Annotated in this window: 22 protein-coding genes; 7 read left to right on the top strand and 15 right to left on the bottom strand. The window is 64.6% G+C overall.

The genetic code is table 11. The features are described 5' to 3' along the window. Nucleotides 1-73: 73 nt before the first annotated feature. The 4 genes from ACTDXD_RS08655 to ACTDXD_RS08640 all read right to left on the bottom strand — a co-directional run bounded on the left by ACTDXD_RS08655 (nt 74) and on the right by ACTDXD_RS08640 (nt 5,746). Nucleotides 74-688, bottom strand: coding sequence for an NAD(P)H-dependent oxidoreductase (locus ACTDXD_RS08655; protein WP_054804957.1), 615 nt, complete (start codon nt 686-688; stop codon nt 74-76). Between the two features lie 62 nt (nt 689-750). Next, on the bottom strand, nt 751-2,508 hold the full coding sequence (locus ACTDXD_RS08650) for an ABC transporter ATP-binding protein (protein ID WP_440126654.1): 1,758 nt from the start codon (nt 2,506-2,508) through the stop codon (nt 751-753). Continuing rightward, nucleotides 2,505-5,081, bottom strand: a complete 2,577-nt coding sequence (locus tag ACTDXD_RS08645) for an ABC transporter ATP-binding protein/permease (protein WP_440126653.1) — start codon at nt 5,079-5,081, stop codon at nt 2,505-2,507. The genes ACTDXD_RS08650 and ACTDXD_RS08645 overlap by 4 nt, the downstream gene beginning before the upstream one ends. Next, nucleotides 5,081-5,746 (bottom strand): TetR/AcrR family transcriptional regulator, encoded by a 666-nt coding sequence (locus ACTDXD_RS08640; protein WP_440126652.1) that lies wholly within the window; start codon nt 5,744-5,746, stop codon nt 5,081-5,083. Before ACTDXD_RS08640 ends, ACTDXD_RS08645 begins: the two co-directional genes overlap by 1 nt. A 349-nt stretch (nt 5,747-6,095) precedes the next feature. On the opposite strand from ACTDXD_RS08640, the gene ACTDXD_RS08635 reads away from it, so the two are divergent. Continuing rightward, on the top strand, nt 6,096-6,425 hold the full coding sequence (locus ACTDXD_RS08635) for a hypothetical protein (protein WP_440126651.1): 330 nt from the start codon (nt 6,096-6,098) through the stop codon (nt 6,423-6,425). A gap of 28 nt (nt 6,426-6,453) precedes the next feature. Here the strand turns inward: ACTDXD_RS08635 and ACTDXD_RS08630 are convergent, their stop codons facing one another. From ACTDXD_RS08630 to ACTDXD_RS08615, 4 genes are all read right to left on the bottom strand, one after another. After that, nucleotides 6,454-7,290 carry a lysostaphin resistance A-like protein gene (locus tag ACTDXD_RS08630; RefSeq protein ID WP_440126650.1) on the bottom strand — a complete coding sequence of 279 codons (837 nt, stop codon included), beginning with the start codon at nt 7,288-7,290 and terminating at the stop codon, nt 6,454-6,456. A 516-nt stretch (nt 7,291-7,806) separates the two neighbouring features. Then, the gene (locus tag ACTDXD_RS08625; RefSeq protein ID WP_054809989.1) at nt 7,807-8,283 is read right to left on the bottom strand and encodes a helix-turn-helix domain-containing protein; all 477 of its coding nucleotides are present in this window, start codon (nt 8,281-8,283) and stop codon (nt 7,807-7,809) included. A 97-nt stretch (nt 8,284-8,380) separates the two neighbouring features. Continuing rightward, the gene (locus ACTDXD_RS08620; protein WP_440126649.1) at nt 8,381-8,641 is read right to left on the bottom strand and encodes a hypothetical protein; all 261 of its coding nucleotides are present in this window, start codon (nt 8,639-8,641) and stop codon (nt 8,381-8,383) included. Between the two features lie 230 nt (nt 8,642-8,871). After that, nucleotides 8,872-9,315, bottom strand: coding sequence for a GNAT family N-acetyltransferase (locus ACTDXD_RS08615; RefSeq protein ID WP_440126648.1), 444 nt, complete (start codon nt 9,313-9,315; stop codon nt 8,872-8,874). A 342-nt stretch (nt 9,316-9,657) separates the two neighbouring features. Between ACTDXD_RS08615 and ACTDXD_RS08610 the strand changes: the two genes are divergently transcribed. After that, nucleotides 9,658-10,914, top strand: a complete 1,257-nt coding sequence (locus tag ACTDXD_RS08610) for a vWA domain-containing protein (RefSeq protein ID WP_440126647.1) — start codon at nt 9,658-9,660, stop codon at nt 10,912-10,914. Here ACTDXD_RS08610 and ACTDXD_RS08605 read toward each other — a convergent pair. Beyond that, on the bottom strand, nt 10,845-12,053 hold the full coding sequence (locus ACTDXD_RS08605; protein WP_440126646.1) for an ABC transporter permease: 1,209 nt from the start codon (nt 12,051-12,053) through the stop codon (nt 10,845-10,847). The genes ACTDXD_RS08610 and ACTDXD_RS08605 overlap by 70 nt on opposite strands. A 90-nt stretch (nt 12,054-12,143) precedes the next feature. On the opposite strand from ACTDXD_RS08605, the gene ACTDXD_RS08600 reads away from it, so the two are divergent. Beyond that, nucleotides 12,144-12,758, top strand: coding sequence for a TetR/AcrR family transcriptional regulator (locus ACTDXD_RS08600; protein WP_440126645.1), 615 nt, complete (start codon nt 12,144-12,146; stop codon nt 12,756-12,758). 6 nt (nt 12,759-12,764) lie between these two features. On the opposite strand, the gene ACTDXD_RS08595 is transcribed toward ACTDXD_RS08600, so the two are convergent. Together ACTDXD_RS08595 and ACTDXD_RS08590 are read right to left on the bottom strand one after the other, a co-directional pair. Beyond that, nucleotides 12,765-13,253 carry a mycothiol transferase gene (locus ACTDXD_RS08595; RefSeq protein ID WP_054804950.1) on the bottom strand — a complete coding sequence of 163 codons (489 nt, stop codon included), beginning with the start codon at nt 13,251-13,253 and terminating at the stop codon, nt 12,765-12,767. Continuing rightward, nucleotides 13,250-13,867, bottom strand: a complete 618-nt coding sequence (locus ACTDXD_RS08590; RefSeq protein ID WP_440126644.1) for a class I SAM-dependent methyltransferase — start codon at nt 13,865-13,867, stop codon at nt 13,250-13,252. Before ACTDXD_RS08590 ends, ACTDXD_RS08595 begins: the two co-directional genes overlap by 4 nt. An 87-nt stretch (nt 13,868-13,954) precedes the next feature. Here ACTDXD_RS08590 and ACTDXD_RS08585 point away from each other — a divergent pair, with 87 nt between their 5' ends. From ACTDXD_RS08585 to ACTDXD_RS08570, 4 genes are all read left to right on the top strand, one after another. Then, nucleotides 13,955-14,518, top strand: a complete 564-nt coding sequence (locus tag ACTDXD_RS08585) for a helix-turn-helix domain-containing protein (RefSeq protein WP_054804952.1) — start codon at nt 13,955-13,957, stop codon at nt 14,516-14,518. An 848-nt stretch (nt 14,519-15,366) separates the two neighbouring features. Further along, a complete protein-coding gene (locus ACTDXD_RS08580; RefSeq protein ID WP_440126643.1) occupies nt 15,367-15,963 on the top strand; it encodes a hypothetical protein in 597 nt (198 codons plus the stop codon). Nucleotides 15,964-15,967: 4 nt separating this feature from the next. Continuing rightward, nucleotides 15,968-16,618, top strand: a complete 651-nt coding sequence (locus ACTDXD_RS08575) for an RES family NAD+ phosphorylase (RefSeq protein ID WP_440126642.1) — start codon at nt 15,968-15,970, stop codon at nt 16,616-16,618. A gap of 158 nt (nt 16,619-16,776) precedes the next feature. Continuing rightward, nucleotides 16,777-17,820 (top strand): LLM class F420-dependent oxidoreductase, encoded by a 1,044-nt coding sequence (locus ACTDXD_RS08570; RefSeq protein ID WP_440126641.1) that lies wholly within the window; start codon nt 16,777-16,779, stop codon nt 17,818-17,820. A gap of 12 nt (nt 17,821-17,832) precedes the next feature. Here the strand turns inward: ACTDXD_RS08570 and ACTDXD_RS08565 are convergent, their stop codons facing one another. From ACTDXD_RS08565 to ACTDXD_RS08550, 4 genes are all read right to left on the bottom strand, one after another. Then, nucleotides 17,833-18,678: a phosphotransferase gene (locus ACTDXD_RS08565; RefSeq protein WP_440126640.1), complete on the bottom strand. Its 846-nt coding sequence runs from the start codon at nt 18,676-18,678 to the stop codon at nt 17,833-17,835. A 43-nt stretch (nt 18,679-18,721) separates the two neighbouring features. Next, nucleotides 18,722-19,366: an RES family NAD+ phosphorylase gene (locus tag ACTDXD_RS08560; protein ID WP_440126639.1), complete on the bottom strand. Its 645-nt coding sequence runs from the start codon at nt 19,364-19,366 to the stop codon at nt 18,722-18,724. After that, a complete protein-coding gene (locus ACTDXD_RS08555) occupies nt 19,367-19,993 on the bottom strand; it encodes a hypothetical protein (RefSeq protein ID WP_440126638.1) in 627 nt (208 codons plus the stop codon). A gap of 66 nt (nt 19,994-20,059) precedes the next feature. Next, nucleotides 20,060-20,707 (bottom strand): pyridoxamine 5'-phosphate oxidase family protein, encoded by a 648-nt coding sequence (locus tag ACTDXD_RS08550; protein WP_440126637.1) that lies wholly within the window; start codon nt 20,705-20,707, stop codon nt 20,060-20,062. Nucleotides 20,708-20,779: the final 72 nt, after the last annotated feature.

Here is a 20,779-nt window from a genome sequence, read left to right as displayed (position 1 = left end):
CGTAGCGGGGTGCCGAAGGATTGTGCGTAGTCGAGATGAGAGGTGTCGCAACGTACTTCCCGGTGGTGCTCTGTCATCCCTCCGCAGCAGGGTACTGCTGCTCTCGCAGGGTCCGGGCCAAGTGCGCGGCATTGCGGGCTGCGGTTGCGTTGGTGGATGCGACGGCTTCGGGAACGCTGTCGAGATCGTTGTAGTCGCCGGGTGTCATTGCCTCGCCGTTCCAGTAGGTGCAGCCCTGGGCGGGAATGGTGTAGCCGCAGTCGTTGAGCGCCTGGAACAGCGAAGCGACGATCGCGTGGGCCCCGTCTTCGTTGCCGACCACCGCTGCGATCGCTACTTTGCCGAACAAGATCGGACGTCCGCTGTCGTCGGTTTCGGACAGTTCTGCGTCGAGACGCTCGAGGGCGCGTTTGGCGACGCTGGACATCTGGCCCAGCCAGGTGGGGGTCGAGATCAACAGGATGTCGGCGTCCAAGATCTGCTGACGAATGCGAGGCCACTGGTCCCCGTCGCCCATGTCTGCCTCGACCCCGGGTCGAATATCGAAGTCGACGAGCCGTATCTTGTCGCCGGTCACGTCGTGGGCGCGCAGTTCCTCGAGGACCTGATCTGCGATCAGATCACTGCTCGACGGTGCAGGTGAGGGCTTGAGTGAACAGGTCAGTGCGAGTGCGGTCAGTGATGTCATGTGGGATCGGGTACCCGCCGTCGGTGCTTCCACACATGCCGGTGCTTCCGGGCGGGAGACGATCAGGGAGCCACACCGGCACCATCCGACACGCTCTCCAATCGCCAGCCCGATGCGACGTCGCGCTGACGCCAGAATTCGGCGAATCGACCACCCGCAGCGAGTAGGTCGTCCACAGTGCCGTCCTCCACGACCTTGCCCCGTTCGAGGAACACGACGCGGTCGGCGGTGCGGATGCTGGCCAGTCGGTGCGCGACGATCACGCGGGTCCGTGGTGTGGGGTCGGCAGTGAGGGCCTGGACCACTGCTGTTTCATTTTCTGTGTCCAGTGCGCTGGTGGCCTCGTCGACGAGGAGCAACGGCGCCGGTTTGAGTAGCGCGCGCGCAATGGACACCCGTTGCTTCTCACCACCCGACAGAGCGCTGCCACCCTCGCCCACACGGGTGTCCCACCCGTCCGGGACACGAGCTATCACTTCATCGACCTGCGCGAGCGACGCGGCCGCGGCGAGTGCCGTGTCGTCGGCGTTCGGGTCGCCGGCACGGATGTTCTCGCGGATCGTGCCGTCGAACAGGTAGGGATGCTGGAAGACGACGGCCGCCAGTGCGCTACGTGAGATCGGGTCGAGAGCATCGGATTCTATGCCGTCGACGAGGATCCGTCCGGTGCGCGGAGTGAGGAGACCTGCGAGGAGCGAGAGGATGGTGCTCTTGCCCGAACCCGACGGCCCCACGATGGCAGTGGTGGTACCGGGTTCGAACATGAGATCCACACCGTCGAGTGCCGGGGCGCCGTCTCCGTACCAGAAGCGGATGTCCTGCAGTTCGATACGGGGAGCTCTTCCGGTGATGGTGCAGGTGCCGTCGTCACTGTCGACCGGTGCCTCGAGGACGGCACGGATGCGCCGCAGCGTGGTCAGTGACGACTCCACTCCTCCGGTGAGGTCGCTCAGCGTAGTGAACGGATCGAGATACCGGACGATGACAACGATCAACGCGATCGCCTCGGGCACACCGAGGTCGCCGCGCACGGTCAGCACGGTTGCGGCACCGGCCAGGATCACCAATGCCAGCTGGGTGGCCAAGCCGAAGATGAGCTGCCCCGGGACCTGCATGAGCAATAGACGCAGGGTCGCGGGATGCTGACGTTCCAAGGCCTCGCCCACATGACTGCGGTGGGGCTCGGTGCGTCGTGCTGCGCGCAGAGCGGGCTGGGTGCGGGCGAATTCGACGATTCGTTCGGTGAGAGCCGCATTGGCGTCGGCGGCGGCATGGTCGGCGTTGCGCCCGAGTCGTCCCGACAACAGGAACGCTCCGAGCAGAATGGGCACACCGGCGAGCGCGGCGACTCCGAGGACCCAGCTGATCGGCAGCAATGCGATCGCGATGGCGAGCGGCAGCAGGATTGCGCTCAGGATCGGTGTCACCAGATACACGATGAGACCGACGAGATCCGGTCCGGTGGCCGCGATGGCTTGACGGTTGATGGAGGTGTTCTCACCTGTGAACCATGTCAACCGGATTCGTGCGGTGCGCTCGGCAACTTCGTTCTGGGCGTGGTCGAGCAACCCGAAGCCGATGTCGAAGCCGAGCCGGGAGGCGGCCGTGTCGACGATCCATCCGGTGACGGTGACGGCGGCCAGTGCGCCCATCCAGGGCCATGCATCGGACGGGGTGGAGCCGAACAGGGCACCGACGAGTGGCACGAGCAGGACGACACCGACGGCGCGGAGGACGACGCTGACGACGGTCAGGCTTTGGTGGAGGACGACGGTGCGGCGGCTGCCCGGTGGCAGCAGAGCGAGCAGGGTGCGGATCATCGGGCCGGCTCCTGGTCTGCGTAGGCGAGTTCGTTCGATGTGTGGGAACCCGCGTCCCACATCTTCCGGTAGCGGCCGTCTGCGGCGAGCAATTCGCTGTGGGTGCCTGTTTCGGCGATGCGGCCGTGATCGAGGACGACGATGCGGTCGACATCGACGAGGGTGTGCAGGCGGTGTGCGATGACCAGGACGGTGCGGCCCGTGGTGAGCCTGCTCAGTGCCTGCTGGACGAAATATTCCGATTCGGGGTCGGCGAAGGCCGTTGCTTCGTCGAGGACGAGTATCGGAGTGTCGGCGAGGATGGCACGGGCAATCGTGATGCGTTGTCGTTCACCGCCGGACAGTTGTGGATCGGCGTCGAGCACGGTGTCGTAGCCGTCGGGCAGCTGGAGGATCCGATCGTGGATGTACGCGGACCGTGCAGCCGATTCGATCTGTTCGTCGGTGGCGTCGGGAACGGCGAGCGCGATGTTGTCTCGCACCGTTCCCTGCACGAGTTGTGTGTCCTGGAAGACGAATCCGACCTGTTCGTAGAGGGCGTCGGCATCGAACTCGCGGATGTCGCGGCCGAAGATGCGGATGGTGCCGTCGTCGATGTCGTGGAACCGGGCGAGCAGTGCCGCCATCGTGGATTTCCCGGAACCCGAATGCCCGACGAGCGCGGTGATTGTTCCGGTGCTCAGGGTGAGGGAGACGTCGTCGATCACGGGGACACCGGGCCGGTAGGAGAAGCAGACGCGGTCGAACTCGACGGAGCTTGCGTGACGGGGTGGCGCGGAGTCGCTTTCACGGGTGTCGAGTTCGGGCTCGTCGAGGACGACACCGATACGACGGGCAGCGAGCATGCCGCCGCGCAGGCCACCGAGACCGTACCCGAGGCCGAGAAGGCGAGCTCCGAACGTGGTCCCCAGGAACAGGAACGGCAGCAGAGCTGTGGGCTGCATGCTTCCGGACGTGATCAGAGCGGTCCCGGTGACAGTGATGAGAAGCAGGAAAGTGGCGGGTCTCGTCGCGAGATCGATGAGCGACTTCTTGTTGCTGAAGGGGCGTTGCCAACCGTCGAGGAACTCGATGTATTCACGTAGTCGTGCGCGGAACGTGGATGCCGCTGCTCCGCCGAACACACGGATCACCGGTTGTCCTTCGAGATAGGCACCCGCTTCGGAGCTCATCCGGTCGGCCCAGCGCATCGCCTGCGCCGTCTTGTTTCCGGACTGGACCACCATGATCACCGTCGTCACGACGTAGACGAGGATCGGCACGAACATCAGAAGTGCCAGACGCCAGTCCACGGTGAACAGGTAGATCAGTACAGCAACGGGCGCCACCACCGCGGCGACGGCATCGGTGACAGCATGTGTCACCAAATAGTGCAGCGACAACGTGTCATCCTGCACGACGCGTTTCACCTGCCCGGAGTCACGGTCGTCGAACCAGCCGAGGGGAAGCTTCGCCAGTTTGCTCAGAAGCTGTGTCCGCAGACCACGTTCGAATTGTGCATCGACGGTGTGCAGCCAGAAGGACAGCGCGGCGGCGAGCAGCGTGCCCGCACCCATCAGTCCGATCGCCCAGATGCCGATCGTCCACAGCTGTGATTCCGGTGCTCCGTCGAGCATGCGACGAGCAAGCTCGGTGAGCAGTACGAACGGGGCGAGCTGGATCAGGGTGATCAAGGCCTGCAGGGCGCCTGCAGCGACGAATGTATTGCGCAGCGTGCCGATCAGCTTGCCCCCGGACTCCGCTTGCCACGAGCCGCGACTGCTCTGGGTGGGCTGCGGTGCCGGTGGTGCCTCTTCGATCGTGGGTTCCGGCTCGGCGGTGTCGTTCGAGCGGTACGTGCCCATGGCGCGACCGTGGAACCAGTAGGCCTGTGCGTACACCTCGGATTTGGGGAATCCGAAATCGTCGCGCAACCGGGTTCGCAGGTGCTTGAGGGCCTTGGATTCGGTACCGGCCCATGCTTTCCAATCGGACCAGTCGCGATCCTCGATCGCCGCGGCCAGCGAGGTGGGGCCGAGCCGCGGGACCCAGTGCGTGTTCATCAGCGGATGATCGGACATGGGGATGAGGAGGTCGGCGTCGTCGTGCTGTTCGAGATACACCTCGACGGCGACATCGCGGGGGAGAACGTCGATGATGCTGTTGATTGCGGGAATCGAGGCGGAGTCGCCGATCAACAGGTAGCCGGCGGGCAGTTCGTCGGGCACGGTGAACTGCTTGGAACCGAACGACGTGATGCTGATGGTGCTGCCGGGTTCTGCATGTTTCGCCCACACCGATGCCGGCCCAGCCGGTTCGTGCAGCACGAAATCGACCGCGAAGGTGCCTTCCTCCGTGTCTGCCTCGGAGAACGTGTATCCCCGTTGATGTTCCGTGTCGGGGTCGTCGGGGTCGGGGACCCAGAACCGTAGATATGCGGTCGGTCCCGGATCGGCGTCGTCGAACAGTGTTGTGGATGAGAACCGCACACGCAGGAAGTGCGGTGCGAGTTGCTCGGTACCGGTGACGACCGCGTCGTGGACGCGGGCACCGAATCCGCGCATCACCGCGCCCTGGAACCCCCGTTTGGCCATCAGATCCCCATTCCGGTGGCCGCCAGATCGGCGACCACCTGCTCCAACGGCCGACCTGGAGGTGTGACCGCGACAAGGCCTCGAATTATTGCTGTGAGAACAAGTTTCACGTACTCGTCGTGTGTGAACGTCGGTAGCTCGCGGTGGGTTGTGCCCAGTTCCGCGTCGGTAGCCAACTGGTTCGTGACATTGCGGCGTTGGTCCTCGAGCCCCTCTGCTCTTTCCTGCTGGTTTTCGTCTGCCACCGCGTAATTGATCGTGTTGCCCGCGACCGCACTGGACAGGATGATGGCGAGGTCGGGTGTGTATCCGCGCCTCGCCAGGGCGGCCACCTCGTGCACCATCAGGCGACGGCCGGCTTCACCGCGCGGGAAGAGTGTCTGCATGTAGGTGCCGAGCCCGGGGTTGGCCAGAACGAACGCCCTGAGTTGTAGCCCGAACGACAGTAGGTGTTGTGTGGCGTCGTGAGCCGGGTCGTCGTGCAGGACGAGGTCATCCAGCAGGCTTTCTCCCACCGCCCGCTCTAGCCCCCAGCGTCCGTCGACGTGCCGGTAGAGGGCGGTGGTGGACACGTCGAGTTCGGCGGCGACCGCGCTCAGGCTCAGGTGGCGCATGCCCAGTTCGCGACCGACGCGGACGATGTCGTCGATGTCGATCTTGCGCACGCGTCTGCCCGGCTCGGACACTTGTTCATCGCCCCGTTCCCTTAAGTTGCACCCCATAACTTAGGGGAGTCTAAGCTCATCTGCCGGTGTGTGACAAGGGCTCGGAAATGGGAAAGGTGCCACCGCGAGGGTCGCGGCTACCCGGACGTCGGTCGTTCCACGGAGCGAGAGAGCTGACCGTCCAGTACCCGGGCCGGATCGGCAGCGCAGCGAAGCCCGAGGTTCACAGCAGACTCCGAGCGTGAGCGAAGGGTCCTCGGAGCCTGCACAACAACCATGGAGTCGAACGGGAAGCAGCCACTATCGCGGCGCTTTCCTCCATCGGTTGTGTTGTGGAACAGGAGATGACATGCGTTCGAAGATCGTCGGCGGGCTCGTCGGTGTTGCGGTGATATCGGCAGCGGTGTGGGGAGGTGGAGTGGCCTCGGCGACGACCGCGCCGAACGTGGTGGGAATGAGCGAGGCAGATGCGAACGCTGCATTGGATGCTGCGGGCGCGCCGCATTCGATCATCAGCAGAGCAGGCAGTTCTTCGCGGGATTCGTGCACGGTCGTCGAGCAGCGTGACCTGGGCTACCACACCGAGGCCGCGGGAGAGTGGAACAGCAGCACCCACACTCGCTACAGCAGCGATACCGAGGTGTGGGACGGAATCGGCGTCGTCCTGCTCTGCAACTGACGGCGCGCGTCAGACAGCCCGCGTCCAATCACCGGGCGAGTGTAGCGGTGACAGCATTTCGGTCGGCACGCCCACGCCGCGGCACAATATGGCCGCGGCGCCGCGCCAGCCACAGGAACGCGAGCGTCACCACCACACAGAACACGACGGAATAGAGACTTCCTTCCGGGCCGAAACTACCGCCGGTGACCAGCGTGGAACCCGAGGTCGAAGTCTGCAACAGCCCGAATGTGGCGCCGTTCCCCGAAACCTCGCTGCTGAAAATGCCTGCCGCGGCGAAGTTCCAGCCGAAGTGCAGCCCGATCGGCAGCCACAGACTGCGGGTCGCGATATATGCGGCCGTGAGCATGCCACCGGCCTCGATCGCGACCGCGAGGCCACCCCACACGGTGGCGTGCTCGTTGAACAGGTGCACCATCCCGAACAGGAGGCCGGTCGAGACCATCGCGATCCACGTACCCACACGTTCCTCCGCTATCCGGAACAGGACGCCGCGGAAGAGCAACTCTTCGGTGACGGCAGCTGCGGCCATGAAACCGATCATCCCCAACGCCCCCGTCACCGAGCCCCAGCCCTCGACGTCGTAGCTTCCGAGGAAAGCGAGATTCACAATCACCAAGGCGAAAAGCGCGATACCGATGAGTGTCCCCCACCCCATGGCCTGCCAGGCTCCGCGTCGAGCCAGTTCGGTGGTGGGTCGGTGCTCGGTGCGTCGCACCACCCAGCGGTATACCCACAGGGCGGATGCTGCCGCACACACGCCGACGATCAGTGTGAGCCAAGGATTCCCGTCCACAGCAAAGAGAAGCTGACTGCCGATGAACGACACCGCCGCGACGGCCAGGAGCTGTGGGACGAATCTCATGAAGATCCCTTCTTCGGCGCCGCGGGCCCCGAGCGCCGCGATCGATTCGAACCTACGGATCCAGTGCCTCGAAATCGTCACCCCACAGTACTAACCTGCGCGTAGCTCTCGCGGGGGGGGCAACGTCACTCCAGAAGGTGACGGACACAGTTCCCGCTGACCGGACCCGACGTGACCAGAATCCGGCTTACGAGTCGCTCGAAATCCTTTTGAGAGTGCAGTTTTCGACGGATTTGGTGCAGAATCACGTCAAGAACTGCGCAGTCGATCGGCGGAGGTCGGGGTTCGTCGGTCGCGATGGCCAGGCAGATCATTCCCATGACGGGGCAATCCAGCGTGCCGCTGTCCGTGCGTCGTCGATGTCCTCGAACGTTGGTGGGCACCGCAGGTGGTGGTAGTGGAACTCGACCATGATGTCGTCAGTCCACAGAACCTCGAACATTGTTTCGCCAGAACGTAAATAGAGCAGTGAAAGCCGGTTGCGGAGAGTCCGTGAGTCGAGCGTAACCGTCGCGCTCAGTCGTTGATGCCGAGTTCGTCTTCGAGGGCGCGTAAGCGTTCGAATGCCTGGCTCTGTTCGGTTTGCTTGGCGTCTTTGTAGGCGAGAACGTCCCTGCTGAGTAGGCGAGTGTGCGACCCGCGCATATGTGCGGGTAGCGCTCCATCCCGCACAAGTTTCATCAATGTGGGCCGGGATATGCCCAGCATCTTCGCCGCGGTGGTCGTGGTGACTTCGGTGGGAAGGCTCCCGACGGTGACGGTGCCCCCGCGGCTGACGATGTCGAGTACCTGACCGAGTAGTCCGGTCAGTTCAGGGGGAAGCGGAAGGGATTCGTTGTCCGACGTGGCGAGCGTGATCATGTAGCTGTGGGCATCGTTCGACGTAGTGCGAGCGGCATGGACCTGCTCGTTGAACGCGCGAGCCTGCTCGATCTCGTCCGCACTCAGGGATAGGACGGTTCTGTCGTCGCGAGCGATGTGCTCAGTGCTCATGGACCCGACCTCCTTGCGTCATGGCGTCGATCCGATGCCCATCACCGTAGCTACTTTCACTTATAAGTGCAACAAGGGTTCTCTTGCTGAGTGGAGATCAGAGGTTCGCCGGTCGCTTCAAGATGGATGACGACGTCAGGCACAGCACTGCAGACGAGAGCAACAGTAGCCACAACCCCCACCCGATCTGGACACCGATTGTTTCTCCGAAGAACTCGCTGGTGATAGACGAGACCTCGAACAGGTCGTAGATCGCGATGACCAGGCAGATCACTCCCATGACAGGGGTAACCCAGCGCACCGCTGCCCGTGCATCGGTTTCCCGCGAGAACCGTACGAACAGTGACGCTGTGGCCACCGCGCCAAGGATCAGGGTGATGATGCCGACTGATGTCCGGCGAACTCCGCGTGCGTGATGCAGAGAAAGTAGTCGAGAACGCGCTGTAGCAATGTACCCGAGGAAAGTGTGGGTTTGAGCTCGGATACCGTCGGGCTCAAATCCACACTTTTGGACCGGGTTGGGCCTACCCAGCGGTGCGCAACTTGGTGGTTTCGACCGCGTATATCGCAGTCGAAACCATCAAATCATTAGTAGCGGCCGCCGCTCGTCCGCCGCATAGGAAGATGATCGATCCCAGCCTCGATGTAGTTCGTCCCCGTGCGCGTGAATCCGAACCGCCCATACCAATTTTCAAGATACGCCTGTGCTGAGATCTCGACGTCGGTGGAGGTCGCGGACAAAGCGGCCTCGATGAGAGCGCCCGCGAGTCCACGACCACGAGCCGAGCGTGATGTGGCAACTCGGCCGATGTGGGCGGTGTCTCCCTCGGTGATCAGACGAAGCGTGGCCACCACCGAATCGTCCTCTTCGATCCAGTACAACTCGGTGAACGGCTCGAGATCGACGCCGTCCAGTTCGGGTTCGTCGACGATGCGTTGTTCGTGGACGAAGACCTCGGTACGCAGCATCAGGATCTTGTACAACGTGACAGGGGAGATGGCCGCGAGTGGTGCGTGCTGGGTCGCTGGCATGAGCCGATCGTACTGTTCTTCCGTGGTGTGCCATGGAAGGTTGGGGCGGGAGCAAAACCAGATGGAAAGCCTTGGAGTCCCCTCAAGAAACGCAACTACTTGCAGCCATACCGTACTTTCTCTGGCACAAACGTAACTACGCGCAGCGATACCGTACTTTGCGGCTATGGATGCCACGGGCAGCCGCTGACTTGAATGAATCCTGTTTGAGTGTGCAGTTATTGACGTGATTTGGTACTGAATCCGTCGATAACTGCACACTCGATGAGGAACATGGCCGAACGCCCGCGCTACGGTCCACCCTAACTGTCTTTCCGGCAGAGCTCGAGGTATGAATCAGTCATGGCTGAGTTGGCGCGCGGACAGAACACCACCATCGGCACCGGAGCCGTGACGGCATCGGTGACGGGAGCGAAGCAGGGGACCGTCGACTTGATGGTCTTCCAGCTCGGGACCGACGGCAAAGTCCGCAGCGACACCGACTTCGTGTTCTTCAACCAACCCGCATCGCCCGAAGGTGCCGTCCGGTTGGTCGCCGCCGACCGCGTCGCCATCGACCTCACCGCCATCCCGCCCGCGGTCGAACGGCTCTCGATCGCAGTCGCACTCGACGACAGCGTCTCCGGCAGCCTCGCATCCGTGCCCGGACTCGGAGTCGACGTAGCTCATCCCACTGGCGCCGCGACCGCGAAAGCACTCGATCTGACCAGCGAACGCGCAGCCGTGCTCCTCGAGGTCTACCGGCGCAACGGCGAGTGGAAGATCCGCAATGTCTCCGCCGGCTGGGACTCCGGCCTGTCCGGTCTCGTCACCGAGCACGGTGTGCAGGTCGACGACGCGCCTCCCGCGCCCGCACCGGCCCAGGACGGCGTGCGTACAGTCGCGGGTGAGGAGAAACTGTCGCTCGAGAAGCGTCAGAAGCTCGACCTGCGCAAACGCGAGGTCGCCAAGGTGCTTCTCGACAAGGGAACGCCCGGGGTGCGGGCACGCGTCGTGCTCGTCATCGACAAGACCGGCAGCATGCACCGCCAGTATTCGAAGAAGCGCATCCACGAAGTCGTCGAACGCATGGTGCCGATCGCCGTGCAGGTCGACGACGACGGAAAGCTCGAGCCCTACCTGTACGCGGTGTCGTTCGTGCGGCTTCCCGACATCGCCGTCCACGAAGTCGAGGAGTGGTCGTCGACGTATCTGCACCTCAGCGGTGTGCACGGCGGTATCGATTACAAGCCGATCGGTGGGGTCAACGACGAACTGCCGATCATGGGCGAGATCATTTCCTCACTCACACCGGGCGCGACGATGCCCACCCTGGTGTTGTTCTTCACCGACGGCGGTTTCAATCAGAAGAAGCAGATCAGCGCGCTGATGAAAGAAGCGGCCGTGCTGCCGGCATTCTGGCAGTTCGTCGGGCTCGGTAAGGCCAACTACGGGGTCCTCGAACGCCTCGACACCATGGAGGGTCGCGTCGTCGACAATGCCGGATTCTTCAGCGTCGACGACATCGGAAAGATCAGCGATGCAGAGCTCTACCGTCGTTTGCTGAGCGAATTTCCGGACTGGTTGCGTGCGGCTCGAGCGGCGGGCATCGTTCGGTAGTGCGCGTGGCACCCGGGAGGGCTCGGACAGCCGACAGGCACGAGTTCCGGAGCGTCGAGCGGGTCGGGGGTGTGCCGTTCGCGCACAACCGCAATCGCGGTGAGCAGCACACCGACTGCGGTCCACCCCGCCAGTACAGCCCATGAGAAGGCAGTGCTCGCGTCGGGGAAGTACGAGAGTTCTTTCAGTAGTGTCGCGCTCGCGCCCGGTGGGAACCACTGGCCGATCGCGCCCCAGGGTGAGAGCAGGAATTCGACCGGCATGGTGGCAGCCGAAATAGGGTTGGCGACGAGCATCATCAGCACCGCGCCGATCCCGATGCCGGGAGGACCGATCAGGCTGCGAAGTCCGACGATGGGTGCCGTGATCGCCACGAGCGCGAATCCGATTGCGGCGGCGTTCGTCCAGTAACTGCCCTGCAACGCCCCGAACATGCCCTGCAGGATGGCGCCGAGCAGCAGTCCGCCGACCACCCCGTACGTCACGAGCGCGCCGATGCGGTGTGATGCGCGAGCGACCCCGAACGAGATGAGGACGGCACCGGCCATGCCGCCCAGGACGAGCGGGAACGCGGCGACACTCAGCTTTGCTCCGCGCGCATCCGAATCGGAGAACGGTACGACGTCGGTCACCGGAACTTCGGCCTGCGGGATCGTGAAGGAGGTCGGCGCGTTCGCTGCGGCTGGTTCGGCGAGACGCTGCGCGATCGCGGCTTCCGTCGCCGACCGTAGCTGCGCGTCGATCTGCTGCTGAATTCCGGTCGCCATGCCCTGAAGCATTTGCGCGACTTGAGCATTCGCCGCGGTCGCAACGAGGACCTCGGGCATGTCGGTGGGGTTGTCGCCGAGGACGATCGCGCCGTAGATCTCGCGTCGCTCGACCGCCGCAACTGCTGCGTCGCGGGTGTCCTCCTCGATGAGGAGCAGTGCGTCGCCGGACTGAGCTTCGAGCATCCCGGTGGTCTGTGCGACCGATGCGTCGGGGCCGACGATTCCGACGGGTAGATCGCGCGGTTCGGAGGTGACGGCCGGCCACGCGAATGCCAGCAGGACGACGCCGACGATGACGGCTGCGCCCGCCGCGAGGGCGATGGCACGTGCAATCGGTGGCGTGCCTGTCGCCGGTGGGGTAGCGCTCATGATGCTCCTATCAAAACGAATATTCGTTCTTTATAGTGAGGTCGGTTAGAGTGGCTTGTCAACAATGGCGCTGTGAACAGGAGAAATGTCGTGCCGAGGGTGAGTGAGGCGCATCGTGTCGCGCGGCGGGCAGAGATCATCGACGCGGCCCTACGGTGTTTCACCCGTGCGGGCTACCAGCGCACATCGATGGCCGACATCATCGCTGAATCCGGGCTGTCGGCCGGTGCCATCTACGGCTACTTCAGCGGAAAACAACAGTTGCTCGTCGCGGTCGCCGACCACGTCCTCAGCGATCGGCACACTGCACTGGCCACCGGCGGCGCGTTTGCGGAGGCGAAGAGCCCGGGGGATGTCGCTGCGGGCATCATGAGGACTCTCGCCGAAGATCTGCACACCCTCGCGGGCGACAATTACGGACGGGCGATCCTGCAGGTGTGGGCCGAAGCCACCATCGACCCCGAGATCCGCGAACTCGCCCAGTCTGTCATCGGCCGGCTACTCGGGGCGGTCACCGGCGCACTCGTGGAATGCGCCGAAGCCGACCCTGGCGTGCTTCCCGCCGGAGCTGCCGACCTTCACACCTGGGCGGCCGGATACGCGCCGGTGGTGCTCGGCGTGGTCCAAGGCTTCATCGTGCAGCAGTCTCTGCGCGACGACTTCGACGTCGACGCCTACATTGCAACCGCAGCCGAGATGCTGTGATCCACACTATCGGCCCGTGGTTCCGTCGATGAGTTCGCGGAGGATATCTACGTGTCCGGCGTGGCGACCGGTTTCTTCGATCATGTGCGCCAGCGCCCACCGGGCACTCGGCCCCGGGCGCTCACCGGCTCCGTGCGGAATCGGCGCGGCAAGGTCCGTACACCTGTCCAGCATCGCGTTGGACTGTTCGACGGCAGCGCGGTAGCGGGTAACGACGCTCTCGACGGTGTCTGTGGAATCGCAGCGGAATGTCTTCGGCCAATTGGTGGTTCGGCGGCCCAGGAAGATCGACTCCTCGACGTGAGCGAGGTGTTTCAGCAGGCCGAGCAGGCTGGTGCCCGACGGAACGCCCGCGGTGCGCACCTCGGGTTCGGGAGTGGTCTCGACCTTGGTTGCGATCGATGTGCGGAGGTAGTCCAGGAAGCCGCGCAGCACCTCGGCCTCGCTGCTGCCGGTCTTCGGTGGCGGGGCGTCGCGGCGTCGGTTCACGGTCATGCAGATCGTCCTAGGTCGGAGGCGCGGCGGATCATCAGGATGTGGTCGGTGACCTCGGCCTTGCGTCCGTCCGGCCCGGCCGCGATCCGTTGATCCGCCTCGGCGCGTACAAGCTCCCACTCCGGGGGATCCAGTGCGATCTCGCGATGGAGCTCTCGAGAACTCGGGAAGTGGGTGCTCGGGTCCTGGTTCCACGACCACGGCGCGATGGAGCCGTGATCCACGACCAGCAGATGACCGCCGGGCCGCAGTGCATGTGCTGCGGCCCGGAACACGGCCGCCCGATCCAAGTGGGAGGCGGCGTGCAGGTAATGGGCGTTCACCAGGTCGAACTCCCCGGACGGGACTCCCGCGTCGAGGTCCCACTGAGTCGCGACGAGCCGGTGCGTGAGGCGGGTCTTCTGGGCGAGTGCTGTCAGCTGTTCGACTGCGCGCTGCGAGATGTCGAGGGCGGTGACGTTCCAGTCGTGCTCAGCGAGCCAGAGTGCGTCGCCGCCGTTGCCGCAGCCGAGCTCCAGTGCGTCGCCGGGGGTGAGGTGGGAGGTCATCTCGACGAGGCGCGCGTTCGGCGCAACCCGATAGGGTTCGGAGGTGGTCTTGGAAGCTCTGGTCATGCGATCCACGCTCGCACCCTGCATTGCATCGAGCCAGGGTCCTTGCAGGATTGCAAAATGAGAGCTCGGTAGGGTCGAGGAGGCGCGATGGATGACGAGGTGCTCCGCGCGGTCGGTCCACGGCTTCGAGGGTTCCGGCAATCGCTCGGGCTGAGCCTCGACGAGCTGTCCGCACGTAGCGGGATTACGGCCAGCACGATCTCCCGACTCGAGCGGGGCCTGGTACGTCCGAGTTTGGAGCAGCTGCTTCCGCTTGCCCGGGTTTACGGACTCCCACTGGACGAACTCGTCGCTGCCCCGCGCGTCGGTGATCCGAGAGTCCATCTGAAACCTGTGCGTAAGCACGGCCTGACGTTCATCCCGCTCGGCGTCCACGCTGGGGGCATACGGGGATTCAAGGTGATCTACCCGCCCAGCGCGGTGGCCCCGGCGAAGTACAACACCCATCCGGGTCGAGGGTGGTTCTACGTCCTCAGCGGCACGGTGACCTTGGCGTTGTCCGACGAGCGCACCACCCTCGGGGCGGGCGAGGCGGCAGAGTTCGCCACCACGACCCCGCACTGGATCGCCAACGCCCACAAGGACCGACCCGCCGAGATCATCGCTCTGTACAGCGTGCAGGGCGAACGTGTCCACGTCACCGATGTTTGAACACCACGACCGCAGGAAGCTGAGGTGCGATCTGTGTTGTGCTGGGCAACTCGAGAAGGACGCCCTGCGGGCGGCTGTGCCTGACCATGCGGAGACCCTGCGGGTCCCTGAGCTTGCCTTCGGCCCCTTCCCCAACGCTGCCCAGTCGCCATGTCCCGATAGACCATCTCGGCCAGCGCTTTTGGCCCCACGCCGGAGATGACGTGTGGCTTGCGCTGGACCCGGTCGTTCGTGTCGACCCTCACGATCGGGTGCTCCACCACCAGCTGTGGAGACGAAGAATACTGGTGCCCAGTCGGTTTCGAACCGTGGGAATGGCACCCCGGTTCGCAGCGTCGATGCGCTGACGTCGGACTGTGGGAGATGAGCGACGATGCCTGCCCGCTGTGCCGTGGTTACCGGAACGGCCCTTGTGCACGCCGGTGCAGGCGGCAAACACCTCGGGCCCCTCGACCGGCTGCCGGAGCAGGGTCGAGGGGCGAGAAGGTCAGGACGTCGATGAACCTGGAGGCCAGAAGAGGTGGCCGGCGCGTGAGAAGGCGCTCGCGGCTCGTCGCTGGTGCACGCCTCTGTAGGGCGTGTGGATAGAATCCACCGTACGGTGCATGGCAGCTCTCTTCTGTCGTGTACCCAGACCCCGGTTCGGTGTTGGCGCACCGGCCGGGGTCGACCTATTTTCAAGGTCAGTGGAGGGATAGTCCCACGTGCGGCGGATGCCGTCAACCGGGGCGGGAACGTTCGCACGCCTTCGGGGGTCTGCCCGCTACAGCCCTCAGGGGTGCTCAGATGTGCGACGGAAACGACGCACGCGTATGCTGTTGTTACTGTCGCATCAGGTGGAGGCCGGCATGAGCATCGACCACGATCTCGGCGCGGAACTGCGCGCCCTACCGGATGGCGCGTTCTTGGCTCTACTTGCTGACGAAGTCGGCCGCCGTGAGTCCATGAGCTCGGTACGAGACTCCCTGCTCTCGCTCGTCGCTTCCGGGCCCACTCTCAGCGCCTCGATCTCTTCGGCGGTGCCTGCGCACACAGTGGCGGAGGCGGTCGCACGGGCCCGGATCGAGACTTCCGCCCGGCAAGCAATCTTCGAACATCCACATCTCGAGGCGAGCGATATCGCCGACGTCCTGCAGTCCCGTGATAGTAACCGGCGCAGCCCGGCCAGCCGGTTACGCGAACGCGGCGACATCGTCGGATACGAGATCGGTGGGCGCTACCTCTACCCGAGTTTCCAGTTCGACGCCACCACTGCGAAGGTCAGACCGGTCGTCGCGGAAATCAACCAGTTGCTCGATGCGAAGCACGACCCATGGGGAGTGAGTTCGTGGTGGCTCAGTCCATCCGGGTGGCTCGCGGACGGAGAATCTCCGGCGGACCTCGCCGCAGCGGGCGGTCACGAAGATCATCTCCGCGCCATCGTCCATGATCTGTTGGAGGATTGAACCGGTGCCTGCGGCATCGCCGCCTCCAGATCTGACGGGCGCGCCCGTTCTGGTAACTCTCCCTGCAGGCGCCGAGCTGTGGCGGATACACCACAACAAGTACGCGGCGAATGCGATGAATCCGACTCCGCAGCCCACAATTCCTGGCGGGGCCCGATTCGACAGCCTCGCCGGTGACTACGCTTATACCTACGTCGGCGATTCACCGGAGGCTGCCGTTGCGGAGACACTGTGTAGGGGCTTGGCAGTGACGGCCCGTCCCAGACTGGTACCGCGGGTCCAGATTTCAGGCCGTGTCTTGAGTCGGCTCACCGTAACGACCGACCTCACCGTGATAGCCTTGTACGGCCCGCACCTGTCCGCCGTCGGTCAGGACACCTGGCTCACCAAATCAGACCCCTCCGATTACGTGCAGACCCGAACGTGGGCACGAGCACTGCTGACAGCAGCGCCCTCGGCCGGCGGTCTGACATACCGGTGCCGCCACAACGAAGACCGCTTCGCATGGATGCTTACTGCAGACCCTTCCCATGCCCACCATCCCGAACTTGCCGTCGACAGCAAAGACTCACTCCGTCTCGATAGCCCGTCCGGCCTGGTGCTCGTTGAACGAATGCTCGCGCGTTACAACGCCGTTCTGTCATCGACGATGTGATCAGATCCTGCCCACATGTTCATAGGCATTGCTGATGGGTTGAATCGGCGATGTGTCTTTGCGTCATGGTGCCGTGAGGTGTTGAACTGCCTGAATCCTCAGGTTCGCGAAACTCGGACCCGTTCTCGACACCGGGTCGTTCGATTGGAGTACTGCCGATGCGCATCGGAACGATGATCACCTACAGCGGTGGGTTCGCCGAGACCGTCGAGGAGGCAGCTGATCTCGAACTCGCCGGACTCGACATCATCTTCATGGCCGAGGCGTACTCGTTCGACGCCGTCAGCCAGCTCGGCTACCTCGCAGCGAAGACCAAGACGGTGCAGCTGGCGTCCGGAATCTTCCAGATCTACACACGCACCCCGTCGCTGATGGCGATGACGGCGGCGGGCCTCGACTACGTGTCGGACGGCCGGTTCGTGCTCGGCATCGGCGCATCAGGTCCGCAGGTGATCGAAGGCTTTCACGGCGTGCCGTACGACTCGCCGCTGGGCCGCACACGCGAACTCGTCGACATCTGCAGGCAGGTGTGGCGACGTGAACCCGTCCGCCACGACGGCAAGCACTACCAGATTCCGCTTCCTCCGGAGAAGGGCACCGGCCTCGGTAAGCCGTTGAAGCTCATCAACCATCCGGTGCGCGAGCGCATCCCGATCGTCATTGCCGCACTGGGACCCAAGAACGTGGCGTTGACGGCAGAGATCGCGGAGGGCTGGCAGCCGATCTTCTACCACCCCGAACGGGCACACGATGTGTGGGGCGAGTCGTTGGCGAAGGGTGCGGCGCGTCGCGATCCGTCTCTCGGTGATCTCGAGGTCTACGCCGGACCGGCGCTCGCAATCGGAGACGACGTCGATCACCTGCTCGACGTCGTCAAACCGCACCTGGCGCTGTACATCGGCGGAATGGGTGCGCGAGGCAAGAACTTCTACAACGACCTCGCGTGCCGATACGGATACGAAGCGGAAGCCAAGACCATCCAGGATCTGTACCTGGACGGGAAGAAGGAGGAAGCTGCCGCGGCCGTGCCCGACGACCTGGTGCGCGCGATCTCGCTGATCGGGCCCGAAGGCTACGTGCGCGAACGGGTCGCGGCGTTCAAGGAGTCGGGTGCGACGACGCTGAACGTCAGAGCTCTCGCCCCCGACGCGGCGGGACGTGTCGCGCAGATCGAGAAGCTGCGCGCCATCGTGGATGCGTGACGGGTAGGCAGATTATCTTCCGAGTAGCTGGGCGATCATGTGGTGCCCCTCGGCCTCGAAGGCCTCGTCGCCCACTTGAAATGCCCACACTGCATTTCCAATGGCGGCGCGAATACGTTGCCGGAACCAGGCGTTCGGCTCGCGTGGGTCCGTTCCGTAGCCGCCCAGGAATGCAACTTCGGCTCCTGGGATACGGACGAACTCCCGCGCCGCCAATCTGTCGAAGTCTTCGATAGCGGGTCGACGATCCGCTCGCCCGAAGTCGATCACCCGGACGGTCCCGTCGTCGATGATCCAATTTCGGCTGTGCCAGTCGCCGTGTGTCGGTACCAGCGTCGCGGCAGGGGTCGGCCACGCCCGGATCATCGCGCGCAGACGTTCGGCGACGTCGGGTTCGATGCGGTGAGGCGCTGCGAGCCAGCGCAACGATTTGTCGTTGGCGCGCCGCTCGTACCCGTCGTCCTCGACGCTTTCCTGTGCATGAAACGCAGCGAGGATCCGGCCCGCCTGCGCGTACGTGTCGAGGCTCGACATCGCGGCGTCGTCCTGGACGAGCCGTCCCGGTAGGAACTCGGTCACCACGAGCTTGGCGTCGCGATCCGAGTGGACCATCCGAACAGCATGGCCGGTCGCGACCCACTGGCCCGTCCAGGTTTCGTGAGCCCGAATCTCGCGGGCGATGTGATGATCGGCAGCGCCGCCGGCCTTGACGACGAACCGCCCCTCGGGCGTGGCGATCCGCAGAACGGTGGTCTCGACGAGATTCCAGCTCATGTCGGCGACCACGTCGAACTGGGGTAATCGGCCACGCAGTGTTGCCTGTTGCGACTGGGTCAGGCGGTCGAGTGCGGAGGGCATGTGCATCCACTCTACGGAACTCGCAGACTGCAGGACCGCAGCGTCAGGTGATGGCGTAGCCGAGCTGATGGGCCGCGCTGTCGATCGGCCCGGACAACCCGGGATGTGACAACGGGAGCGACACCGCTGGCAGCGCGGGGAACGCATCGGCGGCCGGTTCGGTGATAGCGATGCAGATACTCCCGGCGCACCGACCGCGATAGACGATGCCGTCGAGATCGTCGTGGGCGCGGTGAATGGTGCGGGCCCAGTGCTGGGTTCGGCCGTGCGCTGCGGAGTCGAGGGCATGGTTACCGCCGACCCGGGTCGCCCACGTCCCCTCGCCGATGCCGGACACATCGAGCAGGCTCAGCGGGCGGGTGAATCGCAGCCCGGTCAGATACGGGCCGCCGCGGTGGCGGTCGATGACACGGGAGCTTTGGAACGCCTCGGCCAGCCCGCCGCGAGGACTGGAGGCGCCGTACCAGACGCCGTAGCCGGGATGTTCGGCGCGCGGGGGCGGGTGGTGGTCGAACCTCAGGATCGGGCCGAACGTGCGCATGCTATTCCACGGCAGCACATTGGTTCCGGTGGTGCGATGCACCCGCCACACGATTTCGGTCGGTTGCCAGGCGAACACTTCCTCGGGGCGCACGCCCGCACCACGAAGGTCCGCAACAGTCGGTGGTGCGGGCAGCATCGACCCCATCTATGCCGATTCCCATTCGGCGGCGGTGATCACGCCTCGAGCCTGTTCGATATCGGCGGCAGCTCCGGCGCTGCCGGACAGCCATGCCGCGATCGACGCCGGCCGGCCCTCCACGGTCAGGGACGGTTGGGGGAGGGTCAGCAACGCCTGCACGGTCAGCGGGTGCAGATCCTTCGCCAGCAACGGCACCACCTGGTCGAGGTACGGCACCGCCCCGGTGTCAGTGAACTGGGCGGGCGGCAGCAATCGGTTACGGCCCGACGTAAACGCCCACAGGGTGCCGTCTCCGAGGCGTTGCCGGATCCGGGCCGCGGTCACCCCGAGACGGTCCGCCGCCTCAGCGATCGACAGTGAATTGCGGATCAGTTCCTGCATGCGAATGTCGCGACCCACCCGTACGGTCGCCGCCGCGGCCGGGTCTTCGACGAATCCGGCCTGATCGAGCAGGGCCGCGTCGTGGTCGGACAGCGGCGGTGCTGCCGGGTTCCGGTCGGACAGGTTGTGCAGGATCTGGGCGAAGAACTTCCGACCGACATCGGTGCCGGTCACCTCTCGCAGCGCATCCTCGAAACCGAGATCACCGCGCAGGTAGCGGGCTTCGGTGCTGGCATCCGCGGCTTCGTTCATCACACCCACTCTCGCTTTCGCTAATTATCAGGAACAAATTCATGATAGCGCGAAGCTGGGGGGACGCTACCGTGCTGGTGCCGCCGAACCGTAACCGGCCATCAGGCGTAGCACCGATGCGGGGAGTGGCGCGTCGTCGGATATCCACGGAGCCGGCACCGGGCGCTCGGCGACGGTGCGTAGCGGTACCACCCCGGCCCACGGCCCCGGCGCGTCGGTTCGGGTCGGCGGCGCATTTCGTTCCTTCACGGTCCATTGGCCGGGCCGGATCGTCAGCGCCAGCGCCGAGGTGCCCGCGAGTTGCTTGCCGGTCGGGCCGGGAACCTCGGTGCTGCGGTCGGGAATCAAATTGTCGGACAGGATGTTCAGGGCATCGAGCGCCTCGTTCCCGCTGAGTTGCTCGATGGTGCCGCGGACCACAGCCGAGCGGTAGTTGGCCGACGAGTGATACAGATCCTCGGCGACGACGATGCCGTCGAGAAGCATCACGCTCACCGCACCGGGCGACCCGGCCGCGACGTGGCGCAGCGCGCCGGCCCCGGTTGAGCCGTGCAGCAGAATCCGGTCGCCGTCCCGGGCGTAGAACATCGGCACCAGCCACGGCTGTCCGTCGAGCACAGTGGCGAACGTGCAGGTCGTCGCGGCATCGAGCACTCGATCGAGGTCTTCGCGGTCGGTGCGGGCGCGGTCGGGGTAGCGAGTCAGCGTGTCCATGACATCAACCCTGCCGGCTATCTGGACCGGAGAACAGATCCGCATTCCAGCAATACTGGCAGACCAGTATTC

It is taken from the genome of Rhodococcus sp. SJ-3 (genome assembly GCF_051918125.1).
GTDB lineage: Bacteria > Actinomycetota > Actinomycetes > Mycobacteriales > Mycobacteriaceae > Rhodococcus.
This window is presented reverse-complemented; position numbering and strand designations above follow the sequence as displayed.